Annotated in this window: 17 protein-coding genes; 3 read left to right on the plus strand and 14 right to left on the minus strand. The window is 46.9% G+C overall.

Features of this window, described 5'->3' with window-relative positions:
* The 14 genes from cas1c to BN1360_RS25260 all read right to left on the minus strand — a co-directional run bounded on the left by cas1c (position 1) and on the right by BN1360_RS25260 (position 16,543).
* Positions 1-1,032, minus strand: coding sequence for a type I-C CRISPR-associated endonuclease Cas1c (gene cas1c, locus BN1360_RS25190; RefSeq protein WP_068782617.1), 1,032 nt, complete (start codon positions 1,030-1,032; stop codon positions 1-3).
* Positions 1,029-1,688, minus strand: a complete 660-nt coding sequence (cas4, locus tag BN1360_RS25195) for a CRISPR-associated protein Cas4 (protein WP_068782618.1) — start codon at positions 1,686-1,688, stop codon at positions 1,029-1,031. The genes cas1c and cas4 overlap by 4 nt, the downstream gene beginning before the upstream one ends.
* Entirely contained in the window at positions 1,678-2,538 is an 861-nt protein-coding gene (cas7c, locus tag BN1360_RS25200) for a type I-C CRISPR-associated protein Cas7/Csd2 (RefSeq protein ID WP_068782619.1), read from the minus strand. The genes cas4 and cas7c overlap by 11 nt, the downstream gene beginning before the upstream one ends.
* Positions 2,539-2,541: 3 nt before the next feature.
* Positions 2,542-4,497 (minus strand): type I-C CRISPR-associated protein Cas8c/Csd1, encoded by a 1,956-nt coding sequence (cas8c, locus tag BN1360_RS25205; protein WP_068782620.1) that lies wholly within the window; start codon positions 4,495-4,497, stop codon positions 2,542-2,544.
* Positions 4,494-5,219 carry a type I-C CRISPR-associated protein Cas5c gene (gene cas5c / locus BN1360_RS25210; protein ID WP_068782621.1) on the minus strand — a complete coding sequence of 242 codons (726 nt, stop codon included), beginning with the start codon at positions 5,217-5,219 and terminating at the stop codon, positions 4,494-4,496. The genes cas8c and cas5c overlap by 4 nt, the downstream gene beginning before the upstream one ends.
* A gap of 237 nt (positions 5,220-5,456) precedes the next feature.
* Positions 5,457-7,910: a CRISPR-associated helicase/endonuclease Cas3 gene (locus tag BN1360_RS25215; protein WP_068782622.1), complete on the minus strand. Its 2,454-nt coding sequence runs from the start codon at positions 7,908-7,910 to the stop codon at positions 5,457-5,459.
* A gap of 1,072 nt (positions 7,911-8,982) precedes the next feature.
* The gene (locus BN1360_RS25225) at positions 8,983-10,284 is read right to left on the minus strand and encodes a pyrimidine-nucleoside phosphorylase (protein WP_068782623.1); all 1,302 of its coding nucleotides are present in this window, start codon (positions 10,282-10,284) and stop codon (positions 8,983-8,985) included.
* The gene (locus BN1360_RS25230) at positions 10,271-10,447 is read right to left on the minus strand and encodes a hypothetical protein (protein ID WP_195714311.1); all 177 of its coding nucleotides are present in this window, start codon (positions 10,445-10,447) and stop codon (positions 10,271-10,273) included. Before BN1360_RS25230 ends, BN1360_RS25225 begins: the two co-directional genes overlap by 14 nt.
* Before the next feature lie 8 nt (positions 10,448-10,455).
* Positions 10,456-11,163 (minus strand): purine-nucleoside phosphorylase, encoded by a 708-nt coding sequence (gene deoD / locus BN1360_RS25235; RefSeq protein WP_068782624.1) that lies wholly within the window; start codon positions 11,161-11,163, stop codon positions 10,456-10,458.
* 22 nt (positions 11,164-11,185) lie between these two features.
* Positions 11,186-12,367 (minus strand): phosphopentomutase, encoded by a 1,182-nt coding sequence (gene deoB / locus BN1360_RS25240; RefSeq protein WP_068782625.1) that lies wholly within the window; start codon positions 12,365-12,367, stop codon positions 11,186-11,188.
* 252 nt (positions 12,368-12,619) lie between these two features.
* Complete coding sequence (locus BN1360_RS25245) at positions 12,620-13,798, minus strand: NupC/NupG family nucleoside CNT transporter (protein WP_068782626.1); 1,179 nt, start codon at positions 13,796-13,798, stop codon at positions 12,620-12,622.
* Between the two features lie 432 nt (positions 13,799-14,230).
* Entirely contained in the window at positions 14,231-14,632 is a 402-nt protein-coding gene (locus BN1360_RS25250) for a cytidine deaminase (RefSeq protein ID WP_068782627.1), read from the minus strand.
* A gap of 70 nt (positions 14,633-14,702) precedes the next feature.
* Positions 14,703-15,368, minus strand: a complete 666-nt coding sequence (deoC, locus tag BN1360_RS25255) for a deoxyribose-phosphate aldolase (protein ID WP_068782628.1) — start codon at positions 15,366-15,368, stop codon at positions 14,703-14,705.
* A gap of 239 nt (positions 15,369-15,607) precedes the next feature.
* On the minus strand, positions 15,608-16,543 hold the full coding sequence (locus tag BN1360_RS25260) for a sugar-binding transcriptional regulator (RefSeq protein WP_068782629.1): 936 nt from the start codon (positions 16,541-16,543) through the stop codon (positions 15,608-15,610).
* A 403-nt stretch (positions 16,544-16,946) separates the two neighbouring features.
* On the opposite strand from BN1360_RS25260, the gene BN1360_RS25265 reads away from it, so the two are divergent.
* The 3 genes from BN1360_RS25265 (at position 16,947) to BN1360_RS25275 (ending at position 20,933) form a co-directional block, all read left to right on the plus strand.
* The gene (locus BN1360_RS25265; RefSeq protein ID WP_068782630.1) at positions 16,947-18,203 is read left to right on the plus strand and encodes a chitinase; all 1,257 of its coding nucleotides are present in this window, start codon (positions 16,947-16,949) and stop codon (positions 18,201-18,203) included.
* A 275-nt stretch (positions 18,204-18,478) separates the two neighbouring features.
* Positions 18,479-19,231: a hypothetical protein gene (locus BN1360_RS25270; protein WP_324254315.1), complete on the plus strand. Its 753-nt coding sequence runs from the start codon at positions 18,479-18,481 to the stop codon at positions 19,229-19,231.
* A 13-nt stretch (positions 19,232-19,244) separates the two neighbouring features.
* Positions 19,245-20,933, plus strand: a complete 1,689-nt coding sequence (locus tag BN1360_RS25275; protein WP_068782632.1) for a vWA domain-containing protein — start codon at positions 19,245-19,247, stop codon at positions 20,931-20,933.
* Positions 20,934-20,939 lie beyond the last annotated feature (6 nt).

The following is a 20,939-nucleotide window of genomic DNA, read 5'->3' on the forward strand; positions in this document are numbered from 1 at the left end:
CTACTTCCATAGAAAGGGCGGATATTCATCCAGATCGCCGCGCAGATATCGGGCTAACAGTAGAGCTTGAGCATGGGGAACCAGCCCCCAGGAAATTTTCTCACCCAGAAAAGGATGCACAATGTTCTCCTGTTTCTTACTCTGCCAGGCAGTTAAGAATTTTTTTCTAGCTTCATCGGTCATCAACACGGCCCCATTCTCTTTACGGACAAAATCCTCCGAACTGATCACTCTTTTATTGATTAAGGACAGTACGAACCGATCAGCATAAATCCCGCGCAATTCTTCCATCATATCGAGTGCCAAAGAGGCTCGTCCAGGACGATCGCGGTGCAGGAAACCAACATACGCGTCCAACCCAACGGCTTCGAGAGCTGAGGTCATATCATGAGCCAACAACGTATAAGCTAACGATAACATCGCATTTACGGGGTCCAGAGGAGGTCTGCGCGAGCGAATCCGGAAGGAAAATTCCTCCTTCTGCTGCAAGATCATATGGTCAAACAGCTTATTGTAACTAAGCGCAGCTTGCCCTTCCAAGCCCCGTAACTGCTCTAGATCCTCGCACTCTCTTATCGCCGTCATTATAGAGGACATATGATCTGACGCATTCTTAAATTCTGCAACATCAATCCGCAGTGGATAATCCCGGGTCATTCTCTCAATCATCCATTTATGGTTGTAGATTTTTCCAATGATGAAATTACGGGCGATCACCGCAGATTCCCTTTCGTTATACGAGAGAAGACTTTGTTTCTTCCTTAGCACAACATTCCCTTTGCTCACTCCAATAACTCTGGCCAGAAATTCACCATTCATTTTTAAAAAAGCAATAGAAATATTTCGTTCCGCACAATACCCCATTAAGGCAGGACTAGCCCCAGTATAACCAAAGGTAACTATAGATTCTAGATTATGAAGTGGTACTCTGCCTAACTTCTCCTGATCCTTGAGCAGTACGATGTTATCGCCATCCAGAGATAAGTATACCTCCGGTTGTGTGACAAATAGCGTATTCAGCAGCTTCCTCATTCTCGGATCCTCCCTTCGATATAACTTTTCACGCTGCGCTTAGTCATTAGTTCTGGCAGACAAATTGATCGAAGGGAGCAACTTTTACAATAAGCTCCAGGCTTGACCTTAGGTGTGAACCTCCGCCGGTAATAATCCTGCATTTCACCAACGACGGATCTTACTCTGCTCTTCATCTCTGGAGTTAAAACCACTTCAACACGGCGTTTAATTTCGTTATAAAACATATAACCCTTGTCGATCTCACAGAGAAGCATTTCTTCCAGACACAGCGCCTGTGCGGTTAACTGTAGAATGTCCGCATCATCCCTCTTTGGCTTTCCCCGTTTATATTCCACTGGATAAGCCATATATTTGCCTTCTGCTCCGCTAATCTCAACGCCCCGATCATCCTTGATGAATTCGACTACATCGCAAATTCCCGTCATTCTCAAGTCATCGGATTTCACAGGCATCGCGCGTACGACAAGCTTATCTCCCCGCTTCTCTCTAACAAATGGCTGGTCCGCCTTGCGGTGGATATACTGTCCCTGAACAGTTCTTATATTTTCCTCCCATTGCTGCTCAATGTGGATTAACGCCCACTGTCTTCGACAAAATTGAAAATGCTGTATCCCCGACAACATAAGATAATCATCTTCAGGATTAACGGCCATCTATGATCTCAGCCTGGAGTCCGTCCAATTTGGTTAATTCAACAGCATAGTCCTCAAAAGATTTAGGCTCGTCCTTACGTGGTTTAACAGACAATGAGCGATGTACCTTAGCCGAGGAATACTGACCTAGCTTAGAGGAATGCTCCCACCAATAAACCTGATGAACTTCCATACTACCTTCCGGTCTAGCTGAAGAGGAATCATTCTCGAACAGACTGACAAGCGCTTCCTTGATCTTCTCCGCATCCTCGTTCGTGAAGCCGGTCTTCTCAGCTAATTGGGTATTGATACTACCTTTGAAAACATATACACCGAAGTCTACTCTATGCTTCATGCCCATCGTATCCGAACCTTTCTTCTCCCCTGGCTCCGAGTTCACACTTTTTGTAATTTGCATACTCGTAATATCAATCGGGCTTACGCTAGTCGCAGTATGAATAGAGACTGGACCTCTTACGCCTACAGATACCCCTTTTTCCCCACCGCCTTTAAAGGCAAACACTTGTCCAAAACTACGTACATCGATCCATTCTTGACAGGCAACACTGGCGAACTCTTCGCTGGAGACAGATTTGGACTTCATAATTTTGGTTAAAGCTTCATTCGCGTCTGCACGTTCTCTCAGACTTTTAAGAGAATCTGTCGTTCTATCATTTGATTGTACAAAAATAGATGCCCCCATATCCTGAAGACGATTTCTAATTTTGCGTTTCAGCGCTACGTCCGAAACCTCACCGTATCCGTCATAGTTCTGCCGCGGTCTGTTTCCATTCAGCGGATCTCCGTTGGGATTGGCCTTTGTTACCGAGAAAATCACAGCAAAATCAATTTTATAATTCAGAATTGACATTTATTACATCTCCTCTTTATTGGATTGTTCAACGGTATCTATACCTATCAGGTCACTTTTCTCTTTCTTCTGGAATAGATCATGTCTTTGACTATAGAAACCCAAAAGATATTTTCCAGATAATGGCTTATTATTAAAATCCTCAAACTTGAACTTAGAAGCGATCTCATCGATCAGACCTGACAAATAATAACCCTTCGCACCCAAACGTGATTGGTACGGTTGTAAACTCGCTTGAATGGTTGTCCACGTCCGGGCCGGATGCTGGGCAAAAGAATTCATATATCGAATAGCATTACTAGCCCGATTCTCCTCATTGCCAAGAGCTCGCCTCTCCAGCACATCCGCAACCGCCAGCAGCCGTCCAAACAGATAATCCCGGTCCTGGTTCTCTTTATCTAGCGCCACCTCGTATCCCTCCTTCTTCTGAATCAATCCATAGTTTATTAAGGCACATGTTATACTAAGCGTCTTCTCCCACTCCCATTTCTCCATCGATACAGGATTGGAAGCTCGCTGGAATGCACTTCTGACAATATCTATCGGTATATGCCGCCCATCGATTATGGTAGGAAGCATTCGTTCCATTAAGCCCTTTATGACTTTGTCACCCGCTTTAGATCCGTATGCCGCGAAGGCGATATCCCGCGTCGCTGGTGCTCCGTAGAAGATCACATACTCCCCCTGATGATTCTTCTGATAACGGTGCAGCCATACACAAGTTGAATGCCATTCTACCAAGCGCTCAAAATAATCCTGCTGGGCCATATGTCGATAGTACAATACAGCCATTCGTCCCGTTGTTGCTGAATCCAACATCAGTAGACTGACCTTCGCCTTAGAATCAGCATATTTGTTCTTATATCCATCCAATGCCTTCGATAACTCCTCAGCTAACAGATCATTCGTGAAGGATTTCCCTTGAGCTAACGTAGTTGCCACTCCTGGATTAAAGGTATATGTATCGTTTTCTGGCGGAACGACATCTAAATCGTCACCATTGGACCAGACCAGGAACACCCGCTGATCAATGATCTTTCCTTGCCGATGAATTAGCCATTTGAGTGCATTATGCGCCTTCTGTGACACCTCATAACTGATACTAGCCACTTCTTCACTATCACTGTAACGTCCCCGAAAAGTAAATCCGGTCTTGTCATTCGCTGAGATTAATTTTGCCTTATCCGCCGGATTTCTGATTTTATTAGCATGCTTGCTTGTACCGGGCATGATCTCACCAGTCACATAGCAGAGCTTCTCACCGCCCAATTTATGGTTATAATACTGCACAAAGGACTCGTACATTTCCGGGTCGTCCCAGGTCTTCTTCATAGCCCGTCGAGTGGAATGTACAGTAAATCGAATAAAGGAGTCTGACTGCTCTCCAGCCAGATAAGAGAAAATCGCTGGTTTCTCTTCATATAGGAGTGTATATTTCTTATCCCATTTGCCGATCAAATGTCCCTGTTCATCCACAGCCAGCTTCCGATCCGCAACCAGGTCCTCGATTAACCTTCCTTTTTTCAAATAAGTATAGATGCTCTTCACATTCTCGTGTGCATACGGAGAGCCCGCCCAATCTGCCAGCTGCTCAATATAAGCTCTGAAGGGGTCTTCCTTCTTGACTTCACCACCATAGCCGGTATAATCCCCTGCTACATAGCTAAGCTTGTCATGTAGTGGGTAGGGGGCTACCTTGGAGCCTGCCCGGCTCGCAGAATCTTCCGTACAAGGAATAAGCGTATTGGCATCATTCTTGTCGATGATCTCCGCGGAATGGAAGTCCCCGCTCTCTGTAACTCTTACCTCAATATGCGCAGTCTGCGTCGTATGTGAGATAGGCAGCAAGGTGTATCCAATGAACTTCTGCTGCTCCCTGTCTATAAATCGCTTCTCCTTAACGCCAACCCTACCCAAATTAGCTTTATAGGTCTCATATAAATCCAGGAGCCAGCTCACAGGCGCTCACCCTCTTCCATCTGCGCCAACACATCATGGACAGATTCTACATTGGATGTATTGAAAATCTTCGGCTGCATATCCGAAATTTTGCGCACCTGGTTGCAATCCTCGGGTGGATCAAATTTGATATATCCTTTTACCATTTTGGGTTTCCAGAGCCTAGTCTCCATTTCATTTCGCCCCGTCTCATCCGGATAGTTAATCCCGTGGATCATCGTTCCGAAATGAATCTCGCCCTCGTAGTTGTCGTAGAATCCTTCTCCCTCACCAAATACACATGGTTCAACATAAGCTTGACATTCCCGGGCTCCGAGGAAAATATCCCTTCTTCCCCCAGCTTTGATCGATCGCTTTAAGATATTGTGATGCTTATGCTCGTTACGATCGAACTCCATATCAGGCCGGTTCAGATTAAACACAAAGTGAGCACGGCATTGATAACGAACATCCCGCAAGTAAGTATAATTTGCAAGCGTATTGCCTCCGCTATAGTCAATCGGTCTAATTCCCTTGGATTCCATACGGATCGGGTTCATCACACGAATCTCATCAATGACATACATGATGGTCGGCTTCCAGTAAGCGCTTTCAATAATTCCTTTAATAGCTTGGTAAGTTGGAATTTGATAGCTTAGCTTCTCTCCACCCATTTTTGTTAAAGGGTCGGTAAATAGAGCATATTCCCCATACACTTCGAACTCCACACTATTTCTAAACACGTTTTACCCCCTTCCTATATTTTCCTCACATGTTTATTGTATCCCCTCCAAATATTAGAGTCAATATAAATCTAATAAAATGTTATATGAAATAATTATGTATATTAGATTCAATTTTATGCCTACCAATTTTATGTTATAATAAAGCGTCGCTAGCGATTAGCGCGGATTGAAAGATATAGCATTTTATTAGGGAACCTATCTTGCCATTTAACAGCGAAGATAGGTTTTCCCAGATTAATAGCCTAGGAAGGCCATGGAGCTATCATTTTCAAGGTCACAGCCAAATTCTTTGCTATAGGCCCGCTCACGCAAAACCAACACTTGCCCTTCAAAGTAGCTATCGATTCCATCATTCTCATTCAACTGTTCAAACTCGTGACAGTACAAATTAACTGTAAACTGTTGTGCAGAACGTAATATTGTGGTTAGATCCTCAACAGAAGGAGTTCCGCTCAAATCAGTGATGACCTGTTCCCCCTCACCATAAGGGACAATCACCGATGTTGTTGCTTGCTTAATGACTTCGAAATACTTAGCAGCAGTTCCGTAGCTATTGGCCAGCATTAGGGGAAGATTTATACCTTTATTGCGTCTATAAGCCGAGTAATAAGAGTCAGAGTCGCCTTTGGGACCAAATAGCAGTTCCGTCATCTTCCTTCTATTTAATTCTTTTATGTCATAATCAAGATCTGCCGCCTGTTCCATATAGAAACTTTCAAAATACAGTTCCATTGCCGATCGGGACAGCAAATGCCCCCCGTAGGCACTTGAATCGCGTCTTAAATCTATAAGCAGGTTCCGAGCAATACGCTTCCCGGCCTCAATCTCGGGCAGTTTACTTAGATTCTCCTCTATATGATCGATGACATACACCTGACGCAATGGATCTTTTCCATGACGGTTGCATCTTCCCGCTGCTTGCGCAATGGAATCCAAACCAGCCAAAGAACGAATAACACAGTCGAAGCTGATATCCACCCCGGCCTCAATTAACTGCGTACTGACACAAATGACCTTCTCTTCCTTTGCTAAATGCTCCTTAACCTTGTCTAATATATCGCTCCGATGCTTCGAGCACATGGATGTGCTAAGATGATAGATCGGGATCGAAGTCCCCCATTTTTTCATTCGGTTATACAGCTTCTTAACAACCGTCTTCGTATTTAAAATGATCAATACATTATTGATGTCATTCGGGTCATCAATGCGTTCAAGGACAAGTTCGGCTAGTTGTTCCGTATTAAAGGGCTCCGTCGTACGATCCACAATTTCCACACGCCTGAAAGCCTCGATTACATCATCAATAGAGGTGATCATTTCAGGTTCTTGATTCAGGTGTAGTTCCTTCTCTACATAATGGAGTGCAGGCTGGGTTGCCGTACAGAGCACAATACTTGACCCAGCAGACTCTTTTAAAAAATTAAGCGCCAAATTAAAGAGGGAGACGCATTTCGTAGGCACTTTCTGAACCTCATCGAAAATAATAACAGCGTTAGATAGATTATGAAGTCTGCGGATATTGCGGCTGCCCTTTGCATAGAACACATTCAGAAATTGTACCATCGTCGTAAAAATAATAGGTGCATCCCAGTTGTCTTTAGCCAGTTTCAACCGTTGCCCGGCTGTTACGTAACCATCCTGCAACTCATCGTCCTCATCTTGAATATCATCTTCTACCACATTTGAATGATGCTCCAGAATATGGTCCCGATCATCCAGAATCCTGCGGATTTCTTCAGCATTTTGTTCAATAATCGTTGTGTATGGCAACACATAAATGATTCTTCGCTTTTCGAACTCCTGGGTATGTCTTAGTGCGTAACGCAAACTAGCCAGCGTCTTCCCTCCTCCGGTAGGAATGGACAATGTGTATATCCCCGATGGATTCAAGGCAAAACGCTCACATAGATCAGACATTCTGCTTCTTAACTGATTAATGTTTGAATCTGCGTCCTCCCGATCTTTCAATTCGGATATGTGATTCATCAATCTGGTGTAATAAAGGGTAAAAAGCTTATTAGTGTCCAGTTCTTCTTCATCGGGCTGATTCGCTTCAAATAACCTCGTATTCGTGCGATCTGCATCGATCAAAATACTGAATATAAACTTAGTTAGAAACATGCAATTTAATTCAAAGTTCTGGGGATTATTCTGTTGAAGGAATTGTTCAAGCTCAGCCGCCGCACGATCTACATAATCATTAAACTCGCGCTCGCTCATCACATTTTCGAAAAAAATCTCTTTACTTAGCTCGTATTCCTCTAATCCTGCCACTTTTTCCTTAACCCGCTTCAAATATTCCGACTCCCAGTCTGGACCACAGAAATCCTTCAAATAGGAGTGATGCGAGATGATTGCATTGCCAACGATCTCTGCAAGAATGATCTTATAAGAATCGTGATTCTTATTGTGGAAAAAATCGAATAACAGCTTACCTCCGGCTGTTGAATGATCGACCTCGCCTCTTCTCGGCTTATCCGTAGAGTTAAGATCGGTCGCAGCTAGTATGTATTCCACAAACCGATGGGTGTACTTACCTAAATCATGCAGCAAACCTGCCAGTCCGGTGATATGCTTAATTTGCATTTTCACTCCATAACTCTCCGCCAATTTCATGACCTCAAGTAAATGCTCCTCGACCGTTTGAATGTGACCATCGCTTTCGCGAATATGGGCTATAAACTGCACTAACTATTCCTCCCGACAACAGAAGTATGCTAACCCAAAAAATACAATATTCCCCTTATATAAGGATGATTCGACATTCTATGAGGAACCCCTGCCATTCTAACGAAACTGGCAATCGCTATTCGGGCAAAATTGGCCACTTAAAAATTCTAACGAAACAGGGTAACGTTATTTCGTGAATTTGCCGGGTTTTGGCCTGTTTTGGAGGCAAATAACGATATGATGTTTCGTTAGATTTGAAACTGCCCCGGTTTCGCGGCAATAGCGTGTCGTAGTTTCGTTAGCGACCGGGGCCGCTGCGGATAAGGCGGTTAGTTGGCGGGACAGACTGCGATAGCTCCGTTTGCGATGGGGGCTGCTGCGATAGGGTGGTTAGTTGACGGGCCAGATAGCGATAGCTCCAATTAGCGACCGGGGCCGTTGCGGATGAGGCGGTTAGTTGGCGGGACAGATAGCGATAGCTCCGTTTGCGTGGGGGGGTAACTGCGATGGGGCGGTTAGTTGGCGGGGCAGACAGCCATAGTTCCGTTAGCGATAAGAGAGGCTGGGATGGAGGAGCTGCGGGGGGGCATCNGACCGGGGCCGCTGCGGATAAGGCGGTTAGTTGGCGGGACAGACTGCGATAGCTCCGTTTGCGATGGGGGCTGCTGCGATAGGGTGGTTAGTTGACGGGCCAGATAGCGATAGCTCCAATTAGCGACCGGGGCCGTTGCGGATGAGGCGGTTAGTTGGCGGGACAGATAGCGATAGCTCCGTTTGCGTGGGGGGGTAACTGCGATGGGGCGGTTAGTTGGCGAGTCAGACAGCCATAGTTCCGTTAGCGATAGGAGCAGCTGGGATGGAGCAGCTGCGGTGGTGCATCAATAGTTCTTTTAGCGACAGGGCAACCCCAGGGCCAGCCGACAAGCCAATAGTAGGCCGACGGCTTCATGCGGCCAAACATCATGCGCCGCGAGCTGGCGCACAAAAAACGAGCAGAATCCTAGGCATCTGCCCGGATTCTGCTCGCGTGATTGGCGCTCGCGCGTCATTATGTTCCTAGGTTACTAATTACCAGCTTCCCGCCAATCATTTACTCCGTCACGATTTCGTGCACCAGCACCGGAGCTTCGGCATGATTAGCGATGCGGATATTGGCGTAGATTTTTTCGATCACATCGTCCACCTTCTCGCGGTTCGCATGAATCGTTACCAGGGATTCGCCCGCCTTCACGGCGTCGCCGATCTTCTTGTTCAGCATCAGACCTACAGCAAGGTCGATCTCGGATTCTTTGGTTGCGCGGCCTGCGCCAAGCAGCATAGCTGCCGTTCCGATCTCATCGGCCACAATCTCCGCTACGACGCCGTCTTCCCGGGCCGGAACTTCGATCCGGTATGCGGCTTGTGGCAATTTCTCCGGATGATCTACAACCTCCGAATTCCCGCCTTGGTTCGCGATAAATTCCTTGAATTTATCCAACGCTTTGCCGTTGCGAATAACTTCCTTCAGCTGCTCCTCTGCATCCTCTAACGAAGAGGCTTTGCCGGCAAGGTATACCATTTGTCTACCGAGGGCGAGGCACAATTCCTCAAGATCCTCCGGCCCATGTCCGCGAAGCGTATCAATCGCTTCCTGTACCTCTAACGAGTTGCCGATCGCGCGACCGAGCGGCTGGCTCATATCGGAGATTACAGCCATCGTCTTGCGCCCGACATTGTTGCCGATGCTAACCATGGCATGAGCCAACTCCTTCGCATCCTCCGGTGTCTTCATAAAGGCGCCGGCGCCGGTTTTCACGTCCAGGACAATCGCATCTGAACCGGCAGCGATCTTCTTACTCATAATCGAGCTGGCGATCAATGGAATGGAATTAACAGTTGCCGTAACGTCACGCAGCGCATATAGCTTCTTATCTGCCGGAGTAAGGTTACCGGTCTGACCGATAACCGCAATCTTGTGATTGTTAACCAGACTTACGAATTCGTCCTTGCTGATCTCCACATGGAATCCTTCGATCGATTCCAGCTTGTCGATGGTGCCCCCTGTATGTCCAAGTCCGCGACCGGACATCTTCGCAACCGGAATATCCAGCGCAGCTACAAGAGGTGCCAGAACAAGGGTGGTCGTATCACCTACGCCGCCGGTGGAGTGCTTATCTACCTTAACACCTTCAATCGCCGATAAATCGATGGTATCTCCGGAATTCACCATTGCCATGGTCAGATCGGCCCGCTCCCGTTCTGTCATGTCGCGGAAATATATCGCCATAGCAAAGGCGCTCATTTGATAGTCCGGAATGTCTCCGTTCGTGTAACCTTCAATAACAAAGTTGATCTCCTCTGTCGTCAGCTCTTTGCCGTCCCGTTTCTTCGCAATCAAATCAACCATTCTCATTATCGATTTCCTCGCTCTCCAAGAGTATTGTTGTATGCCCTGATGTATGTCCCAAGCTCTTACTGTTGTAAAGACGATCTTGCAGTGCGTATTCACAAAGCGCAGTTTTCAGCACCGGGAAGATGGGGGAAGCTACCTCAAAATCAAAATCGAACTTGCTCAACCAACCTCTTACAGAGAAATAGCTGTTTCCAGCGCAACCTCCATCATATCGTGGAAAGTCGTCTGACGCTCTTGTGACGTTGTCTCTTCCCCTGTCAGCAGATGGTCGCTGACGGTCAGAATTGTTAACGCCCTAACCCCGAATTTGGCAGCCAGAGAATACAGAGCCGTTGTCTCCATCTCTACCGCAAGTACGCCATAGTCCATCAGCTTCTGCACGATGGATTTGTCATCGCGATAGAACATATCCGAGCTGAAGATATTGCCGACATGCAGGTTCAAGCCTTTAGCAACACCGTTGTCATAGGCAGCCTTCAGCAATGGGAAGCTGGCGATTGGGGAGAAGTCATATCCCCCAAACACATGACGGTTCATGCTGGAGTCCGTGCAAGATGCCTGCGCAAGCACAACATCACGCACATGCACATGCTCCTGCATTGCGCCGCAGGTGCCTACCCGGAACAAATTTTTTACGCCATATTCACTGATAAGCTCATTCACATAAATGCTTGTAGTCGGAATTCCCATGCCTGTGCCCTGCACCGAGATGCGTTTGCCTTTATAGGTTCCGGTAAATCCCAACATTCCACGTACCTCGTTATAGCAGGAAATGTCCTCGAAATACGTCTCCGCGATAAACTTCGCCCGGAGCGGGTCCCCCGGCAGCAATATTGTCTCTGCTATCTCGCCTTGCTTCGCACCAATGTGTACACTCATTTCTCGTTCCTCCAATGATCAATTATTTCAAATCAGCCAAGAAGCTCTCGCCATACTTGGGAAGCGTCACGCCGAAATTATCGGCAACAGTAGCGCCAATATCGGCGAATGTACGACGCAGCGGAAGCTCGCGTCCGCCATTGGTAAAGCGTGGCGAGTAAGCCAAGAGCGGCACATATTCACGCGTATGGTCGGTTCCCTTGTAAGTTGGATCATTGCCGTGGTCGGCTGTAATCAGCAGCAAGTCGTCCTCACCGAGCTTAGCGAATACCTCAGGCAGGCGAGCATCGTACTCCTCCAACGCTTGACCGTATCCTTGCGGATCGCGGCGATGGCCAAACAGGGCATCAAAGTCAACTAGATTAATGAAACTAAGGCCTGTGAATGATTCATCTAGAGTGGCGATAAATTTGTCCATACCGTCCATATTGGACTTGGTTCTGATCGCCTTCGTAATGCCTTCGCCATCATAGATATCGGAGATCTTGCCCAAAGAAATCACGTCATAACCCTGATCCTTCAATTCGTTCATCGTCGTGCGGCCAAAAGGCTTGAGCGCATAATCATGGCGGTTCGCCGTACGTGTGAAGTTGCCGGGCTCACCCACGAACGGACGAGCGATAATTCTTCCCAGCATGTAAGGATCATCTCTTGTGATTTCCCGACAGAACTCGCAAATCTCATACAGTTCCTTAAGCGGAACAACCTCTTCATGCGCCGCAATTTGCAGCACTGAATCAGCGGAAGTGTATACGATCAACGCCCCGGTCTTCACATGCTCTTCCCCTAGCTCTTTAATAATCTCTGTACCGCTGGCTGGCTTGTTGCCAATCACCTTGCGGCCTGTCTTCTCTTCAATCCGTTGGATCAGTTCATCGGGAAATCCATCCGGGAACACGCGAAACGGAGTATCGATGTATAGACCCATGATCTCCCAGTGGCCTGTCATCGTGTCCTTCCCGCGGGATGTCTCCTGCATTTTACAGTAATAAGCCATAGGCTTGTCCGCTGCTTTTACCCCTGGTATCTGGCGAATATTAGACAATCCAAGCTTCGCCATATTAGGCATGTTCAGTCCACCGCATTGCTCCGCGATGTGTCCGAATGTATCCGCGCCTACGTCATCGAATTGCGCTGCATCCGGCGCTTCTCCTATACCTACCGAGTCCATCACAATCAGGTGAATTCGTTTGAAAGATTTCATGTGGTATTCCCCTTCCCTTTTTTAAAGAGGTCGTTCAAGAATTCTGCCCGCTGCTGATTACATATCAGGAAACATCCCTGTAGGGTTGTTCAGCGGGTTTTCGCTGCTTACACATCGATCTCCTTGAACTCGCACTTAAATATAAGCAATTCGCAGGCGTCCACATCTGTTTGATACGGACTTCCGGGAACGCTCTTTACAATTAAAAGGTAAACTAATTCGCTCTTGAATACAAACCTTCTGGACTGTTGCTTACAGGAAGATGCCCGCCACGATCGCAGACAAAACGCTTACCATCGTTGCGCCATATAATAGACGCAGGCCGAACCGGGCCACCACATTCCCCTGCTTCTCATGCAGCCCTTTGACAGCGCCGGCGATGATACCAATCGATGAAAAGTTCGCGAAGGAGACAAGGAAGATCGAGACGATCCCGACCGTCTTCGGAGACAGCGTCGTCATATTGCTTAAGTCCAGCATCGCTACGAATTCGTTAGCTACCATCTTCGTCGCCATAATGCTTCCGGCATCGACTGTTTCTTTCCAAGGCACTCCCATCAGGAAGGCAAACGGTGCAAACACGTATCCAAGCAGCTCCTGGAACGTAATCCCGAACACGCTGCCGAAAATGCCGTTTACGAGGGCAATCAGGGCCACAAAGCCGATCAGCATGGCGGCAACAACAATCGCCACTTTGAATCCGTCCATAATATACTCGCCGAGCATTTCGAAGAACGATTGCTTGCCTTCTTCCTGCACTTCAAGGATGTCCTCTTCCTTGGACACTCTGTACGGATTCAGAATCGATGCGATGATAAATCCGCCAAACAGATTCAGGACAAGCGCTGTCACCACATATCTCGGCTCAATCATTGTCATATATGCGCCGACAATAGACATGGATACCGTTGACATCGCGGAGGCGCACAATGTATACAAGCGCCGTTCCGGCAGCAAGCCAATTTGCTTCTTCACCGATATAAATACCTCGGATTGGCCCAGAATCGCGGAGGCAACCGCGTTGTAGGACTCCAATTTACCCATACCGTTAACTTTGCTTAACACCAGACCAATGTACTTAATCACGAAAGGCAATATTTTCGTATATTGCAAAATACCGATTAAAGCGGAGATCACCACGATGGGCAGCAATACAGTCAGGAAGAACGGTGCTTGTCCTTCATTAGCAATACCGCCAAATACAAAGTTGATCCCTTCCGCCGCATAGGCCAGCAAAGATTCAAAGATCGAGGCAAAACCTCTGATCAGAAACTCGCCGATACTGGTATTAAGCAACAAAAATGCAAGAATGACCTGTAGAACGATCATTTGCACAAGCGGTCGATAGCGTATGTTACGCCGATCTTTACTCGTGATGTAAGTGAGGCCAAAGACTGCAAGCAGACCGATAATCGCAATAACATATTTCATGATGTTCCCCCTACGCTTGAGCATGTTATTTAGTTGTATATTAGATAGTTGTTCAAAAAGTCTACTTTTGATAAGAAACCAATCGAAGTCATTCAAGGATCAGCGACCGCGATTCAAAGGCAGGTTTTCTTGCGATATAGAATTTCATCAGCCTGGCTGACAACCATAAATTCTATATTTAACACGAAGTAACACCGAATGCTTATTGGACAATGGAGCTTGAATTTCAGCCGGGCCCTCCGATGCTCACGCAGTTTTTGCCCACGCCTGTGGTACATAATATTTACTACAGCTGTAACGCAGATAAGGCCTGCGGGAACTCCTTTCGTCCCCAGCTCTATTCAACCTCCCCGATGCTGAAAAGCATCCTTTTTGAACATGTAAAATTAGTATTTTTCTGTTACCGCTTACAAAATACATATAGGAGATGAATTAATCATTCTCCTTATCCATATCCGCAGCCGAGAAAGCTCCAGGCAGCAAGCGGGACATCGACCATTCCTCCGTATGCCCCTTAAGATTTGTCAAATAGATCTTGGTATCGCTATCACAAAATTCAGCAAGTACTTGCCGACAGGCTCCGCATGGAGATACCGGACCTTCCGTATCTGCAACCACCGCAACAGCCTCAATCTTCTTCTTGCCTTCCGAGACAGCCTTGAAAATGGCGGTCCGTTCAGCACAGTTGGTCAAACCATAGGATGCATTCTCGATATTACAGCCGCGATAGATAACGCCATCTGCTAATACCGCTGCCCCAACTTGAAAATGAGAGTATGGCGTATATGCCGTCTTACGCGCCTCTAATGCCTCTTGAATCAATTTATCTTTCATAAGCCATTCCTCCTCTTTGAGAGGTGCTTCATCGAAATACCTCTGGCCTCCAATGAAGCACGCCGCTATTTTAATAAGAAGATGATGAAGTTAATCCATTCACAATACTTACACCAGAGCTGGCACCGATACGAGATGCGCCCGCTTCGATCATCTTGTTCACATCTTCGAGATTACGAACACCGCCAGAGGCCTTCACGCCTACTTCTTGACCAACTGTTTTGCGCATCAATGAAACATCCGCAGGTGTCGCCCCGCCTGTAGAGAAACCAGTCGAAGTCTTCACGAAATCAGCGCCTGCCTTCACGGACAATTCACAGGCACGCACTTTCTCTTCATCCGTTAACAAGCAAGTTTCAATGATGACCTTCACTAGCGCTTTGCCCGAAGCCGCTTGCACAACCGATTCAATATCTTGCTGTACAAAAGCATCGTTGCCAGCCTTCAGTTGGCCGATATTAATGACCATGTCAATTTCCTTCGCACCATTGTCGATCGCATTCTTCGACTCGAATGCTTTCACTTCGGAGGTTGTTGCGCCAAGCGGGAACCCGATAACAGTACATACCTTTACTTCTGTGTCGGCAAGCTGCTCAGCACAATAAGATACCCATGTCGGATTTACACATACAGACGCAAACTGATATTGCTTCGCCTCTTCTACCAATTTAGAAATCTCTGCTTGTGTCGCATCTGCACGCAACAGCGTATGGTCAATCATACGTGCTATGTTCATGCTGTAACACCCCTTCTATTCTTAATTCATGTATTACTGAATTGCCTTAATTAACTACATGGGTATCATAACATGCAGCTTGAACAAATGTAAATATGCTATTGAAATTATGTTCATCTCAATATTGTGAACACAGCCCTGCCCCAGTATTTTGTACAAAACCCATACAAAAAATCCCCGTTAGACAAGGTATTGAGCAAAAGAATAAGCTCCATCTCCTTCATCCAACGAGGATCGTTCTATTGTAACAAAGCCTGGGCAGTAAATTGATCCGTCACCAGAATATTGGCGTATTTGCCGACAAGTGCGCCGCGAATCGCGTCGATCTTGCGCTGTCCCCCGGCAACAAGGATCGATTTCTCTTTATTTTTCAAGTCCGACAAATCAATACCTACTGTTCGATTGTTAATCTCTTCGCTGCACAGATGGCCTTCGGCATCAAAGAAGCGCGAGCAAATATCGCCAATTCCCTTGGTCTGCAGCAGTTGCTTCTCTTCCTCACTGAAATACCCCAACTGGAACAAAAGCGCGTCATCATTCACGGTCCCGACTGTAAATACAGCTATATTCGCCTGCTTGCCAAGCTCAATAATACGGTGAATATGGCGATCCTTCTCCACCATCTCCTTCAGCGCTACGCTATCGAAAATAACCGGGAGCGGCAAATACCGCGCAATCGTATGGTAAGCCGCAGCGAACAGGTTCATCGTCTCCGCTGCATACGTATTGACATGGGAATGACTGATGCCCCCCTTAAGCTGCACAACCTCGACGCCACGGACCTGCTTCTGCTGGAGCTGAAGCGCGACAACATGCATCGTTCTTCCCCAGGAGACCCCGATAATATCCGTATCCTGAACCGTCTCGTGCAGATAATCGGCCGCAGCCTTGCTGATATATTTCTGGATCTCCTTGTACTCATTCACTGGCGAATAACAGACTAGCACCGTTTCCAGTTCGTACTTCTGTTTAAGACGAGCGCCAAGATCGTTCAAATCCTCCAAAGGGTCAGAGATATCGATCCGCACATAGCCCTGCTCCTTCGCATATTGCAGCAGCCGGGACACCGTCGGACGGGAGACCCCCAGCTTGGCGGCTATATCGATCTGGCTATAATCCGATAAATAATATAATCTTGCTGCCTCAATACTCAATCTTTGTTTATCTTGATCCATGTGAATGACCTACTTTTATTAGAAATAATTTCTGTTTAATCTGTTGCACACTGCTCTCCCCTACATTTTAACAATTAATTGTGAAATAGGGTACCTAACCGAGGATTATAAAATATTCCCCCTAATAGAATAGGATTTTATCCCACGTTCAATTAGCCTATATACACGGTCGTTAGGGTAATATCCAAGTCTTAGGCCTCCAGAATGATCAAACACTGCTTCGACATAAAGGACGATTCTATTCTACAACAACACCCCTGCTGATAGTCATTCCTCCTCACCTGATCGTATATGCCGAACGACACACTCGCAAATCTTCATGGGCAAGTTCGCCTATATACAAAAAAAATGCGCATTGCTACCATGTAAGCGTTATCCAAAAAAGTGAAAAAGGAGAATGCGCATGTCCGTTCGGAAGTATCCTTTGATTCACACTGCATTACGTACTGCAACCACTTTATCTCTATGTATTTCACTGCTGGCTGTTCCCCTCTCGGCGCACGCCTCGGAGCTGACCAACATGACGGCAGCAGTCAGCCAGACGGCCTCCTCCCCTATTATTCAACCGGTGCAATATGAAGGAAGTTTCCTTGCTGTCGGCGAGAATCGTCTGTTAAGCCGCAAAGATATCGCCCAGGAATGGGAGGACCTTGATCCGGATTATTTGCCGGACAAAGCGATTGAAGCGGTAAAAAACCTCCTGACCAAGCAGGATTTCGAAGATCTGTTTCCCTATCGCCTCGGCTCCAAGGAATGGTTCAAGGTAGCTGATGGCAAAGAATACTTCAAAGCCGATCAAAGCGACTATTTCTCCTATGATAATCTATTAAATGCTGTTGCGGAAGTATCAAATATCAAGATTAAAATCAGCACCCGTGCAGGGAGCACCGCCCAGGAAATTTACAGACTGGATAAAGAAGCCAAGGTCGAGACGCTTGTCCTTCGCTCCGACGACTTCAATTCACCTGCGAACAAAATCAAGCCGATCGATACGGTCATCGTCGACTGCGGGACCTTCCTGAAGGAAGGGTTCAAGAAAGACCGCAAGCGTGAACTGGCTGCATTTTTGGCAAATCTATCGCACGAAACCGGCGGGGGATGGGCGACCGCGCCTGGCGGACCGCTCAAATGGGGACTGTTCTGGAATGAGAATATCGCGGGAAGAACTGGCGCCAATATGGATGCCTTCGTTGATCCGGCCAGTGCCAAGCTGTTCCCCGGAACAGCAGGCAAACGTTATTACGGCCGCGGCCCGATTATGCTAAGTTGGAACTTCAACTATGGCCTGTTCAGCTCGATTATTTATGGAGATAAGAGCATCCTGCTCGATAACCCCGAGATCGTGGCCGCCGACGGTAAAATCGGCTATATGACTGCCATTCTATTCTGGATGACACCGCAAGCGCCAAAGCCATCCGCGCATGATGTCATGGTCGGCAGATGGAAACCGAATGCCCAGGAAAAGCAGCTCGGGCTGGATCGTCCAGGGTTTGGCATTACGATCATGGTGCTGAACGGGCTGGAGACCAATCTCGGGGAGACCGAGGGAAGTCCTGTGCAGCGCCGTGCCGGCCACTATCGTGATATTACGAAGCGAATGGGCCTCGATATTTCCGGCGAGAAGGTTGACACGCTTAATATGAAACCTTTTGAGAGTTGATTCATATGCATATTTAAGAAGAAGCAAGCGGTTCTATGGAATTTATTCCATGGAATCGCTTTTTTTATAAATGCCTTACAATCATTAGTTCAATTTAAACAATTCAAATTTTTGAAACAATGATTCCTTAATCCCGTAATAACTAACACAGGCCCCGGGTGGCTCTTGATTACAAATATTTAGGAGCCATTGCAGTTAATATCTGCTAAAATTAAAAAAAAGCTTTGCGACATAGCCTTTTATGGGCTGCAATAATCTAGGTATTAGCAAAGGAGGTGTGGCATTTGAATAACTCGAAGCTTCCCAAATTGTTAGGACTTATCGTCGGAATTGTGCTCCTGAATGTCATTATCTTATCCCCAGGGCTCATTGGACTGCGCATAGGCGGAGATAGCGTTCTCCAGACTGCCCTCGGCGTAACGCTGCTGGTCATTAGTTTTCTTGTCCTGCTCAATGGGAGCTATAGCCTGCTCTTTAAACCTCCTGCCCCGACACCCGTTAAAGACATAATTATACACGAGGATTACATAGAGGCGCTGTATCATTATAGGGGCATCACTCCGCTGAAGAGCGATATTGTCCTGTCCCTGGATCAGCTCGAGCGGATCGAGAAGAAGAAAGGAACCTTGATGGAGGTCCTTGGACAGCGATTTGATTCGACCGAGCTAAGTTATAAGAAATTTAATTCTGTGATCAACGAGGTTGAGAAATTATTTTATCTCAATGTTAGAGGTCTTCTTAATAAGCTGAGCGTATTTGATGCTTCGGAATTCTCCGGCCTGGCCAATCAGCAAGCCTCCGGACGCTTCTCCAACAGGCTGATTCAGGAGAAGAAGCTCTTATACGATGAATATATAGCATCGATCAGAGGCTACATTGGTGCAAACGAAGAGATTTTGCTGAAGCTTGATAAGCTCCTGCTGGAGATCACACAGCTAGGCAGCACGGATTATAAGGATGTCGAGGAAATGCCTTGTATGAAAGAGATCGACGCACTGATTAATCAGACTAAATTTTATAAGCAATGAAAGGGAGATGAGAATGGCGAGAAGAGGAAAATCATTTATAGTACTTGCAATCATAGCGGTGGTCGTATTTGCCTTGGTCTATTTCGGAATCAATCTGACCTCCAATATCGGCAAATCCGAGACGCAGATCACTACGGAGGATGCCTCGAAGCGGCTGGAGAAGCTCTATAACAAAATTCGCATAACAAACGCGGAACCGGTAAAGGGACAGATCGATCTTGATCCGGTTAATATCGCTGATTCCCTGCCCGATATATCCAAGTTCCCGATTACGGTGGACAATACAACGGATAGCTTCGTTGAGATCTTCTCCTCCCCTGAGAAATCCGGGACAGGATCCGACGATTGGCTAAATGAGGTTGCTGAGGAGTTCAACAAAGCTCAAATCTCAGTCAACGGTCAGACCGCCTCGGTCAAAATTCGCAATATCGCTTCAGGTACCGCCACGGATTACATTCGCTCCGGGAAATATATCCCCGACGCCTTCACCCCTTCCAATGAGCTATGGGGTGAGATGGTTAAGGCACAAGGGATCAAAGCCGAGATGGTGACGGAGAGACTTGTGGGCAATGTCGCCGGAATTGTAACCAGTAAGGCCAAGTACAGTGAGCTTGTAGAGAAGTACGGCGCCGTTAATGTGAAGACCATTACGGATGCGATAGCCGATAATGAGCTGTCCATGGGTTATACGGACCCCTTTGCCAGCTCGACTGGACTCAATTTCCTGGTCACAGCACTCTCCACCTTTGACAGCTCGAACCTTCTTGGAGACACTGCGGTTCAAGGCTTCGAGAAATTCCAGGCCAACGTGCCGTTTATTGCTTCCACAACTCTGCAAATGCGCGATGCGGCCAAAACTGGCGCTCTGGATTCCTTTGTGCTTGAGTATCAGCTCTATGCAAATGCGGCAGATCTGAAGGGCGGCTATGAATTCACCCCCTTTGGCGTGCGACATGACAGCCCGTTGTACGCGCTTGGCGATTTGCCCAAGGAGAAGCTGGACATCATCAAGGAATTCGCCAAATTCGCCAAGCAGGATAAATATCAAAGCTTGGGCAAGGACAAAGGCTTCAACATTTTGGAAGATTATCGCTCAGAGCTGAAACCGGTCGACGGCAATACCCTGTCCGCAGCCCAGAAGCTGTGGAAGGAGAAGAAGAACGGCAATAAGCCGATCGCCGCAGTCTTCGTAGCCGATGTATCGGGCAGTATGGATGGAGAACCGCTAAGAAGACTGAAGGAATCACTGCTGCAAGGTCAGAAATTTCTGGGCAGAGATAACGGCATTGGTCTTGTCTCCTACTCTGACGATGTAACGATTAACCTACCAATTGGTATCTATGATACGAATCAGCAATCCATGTTTGTTGGTGCGATTAACAGCCTGCAGGCTGGCGGCGGAACAGCTACCTTCGACGCAATTGTGGTCGCCATGAAGATGCTGCAGGATCAAATATCCGCTAACCCTGACGTAAAGCCGCTGATCTTCGTCCTAAGCGACGGAGAGACCAATGAAGGCCATTCTCTCAAAGATATCCGTGGGCTGATCGAGACCTATAAAATCCCTATATACACCATTGGATATACTGCAAATATCCAGGCGCTTCAGACCATTTCCAGCATTAACGAAGCAGCTAGCATCAATGCGGATACAGATGACGTTGTGTATAAAATAGGCAACTTATTAAATGTGCAAATGTAAATTTTG

It is taken from the genome of Paenibacillus sp. GM2, assembly GCF_900069005.2.
In the GTDB taxonomy this organism is placed as follows: Bacteria; Bacillota; Bacilli; order Paenibacillales; family Paenibacillaceae; genus Fontibacillus.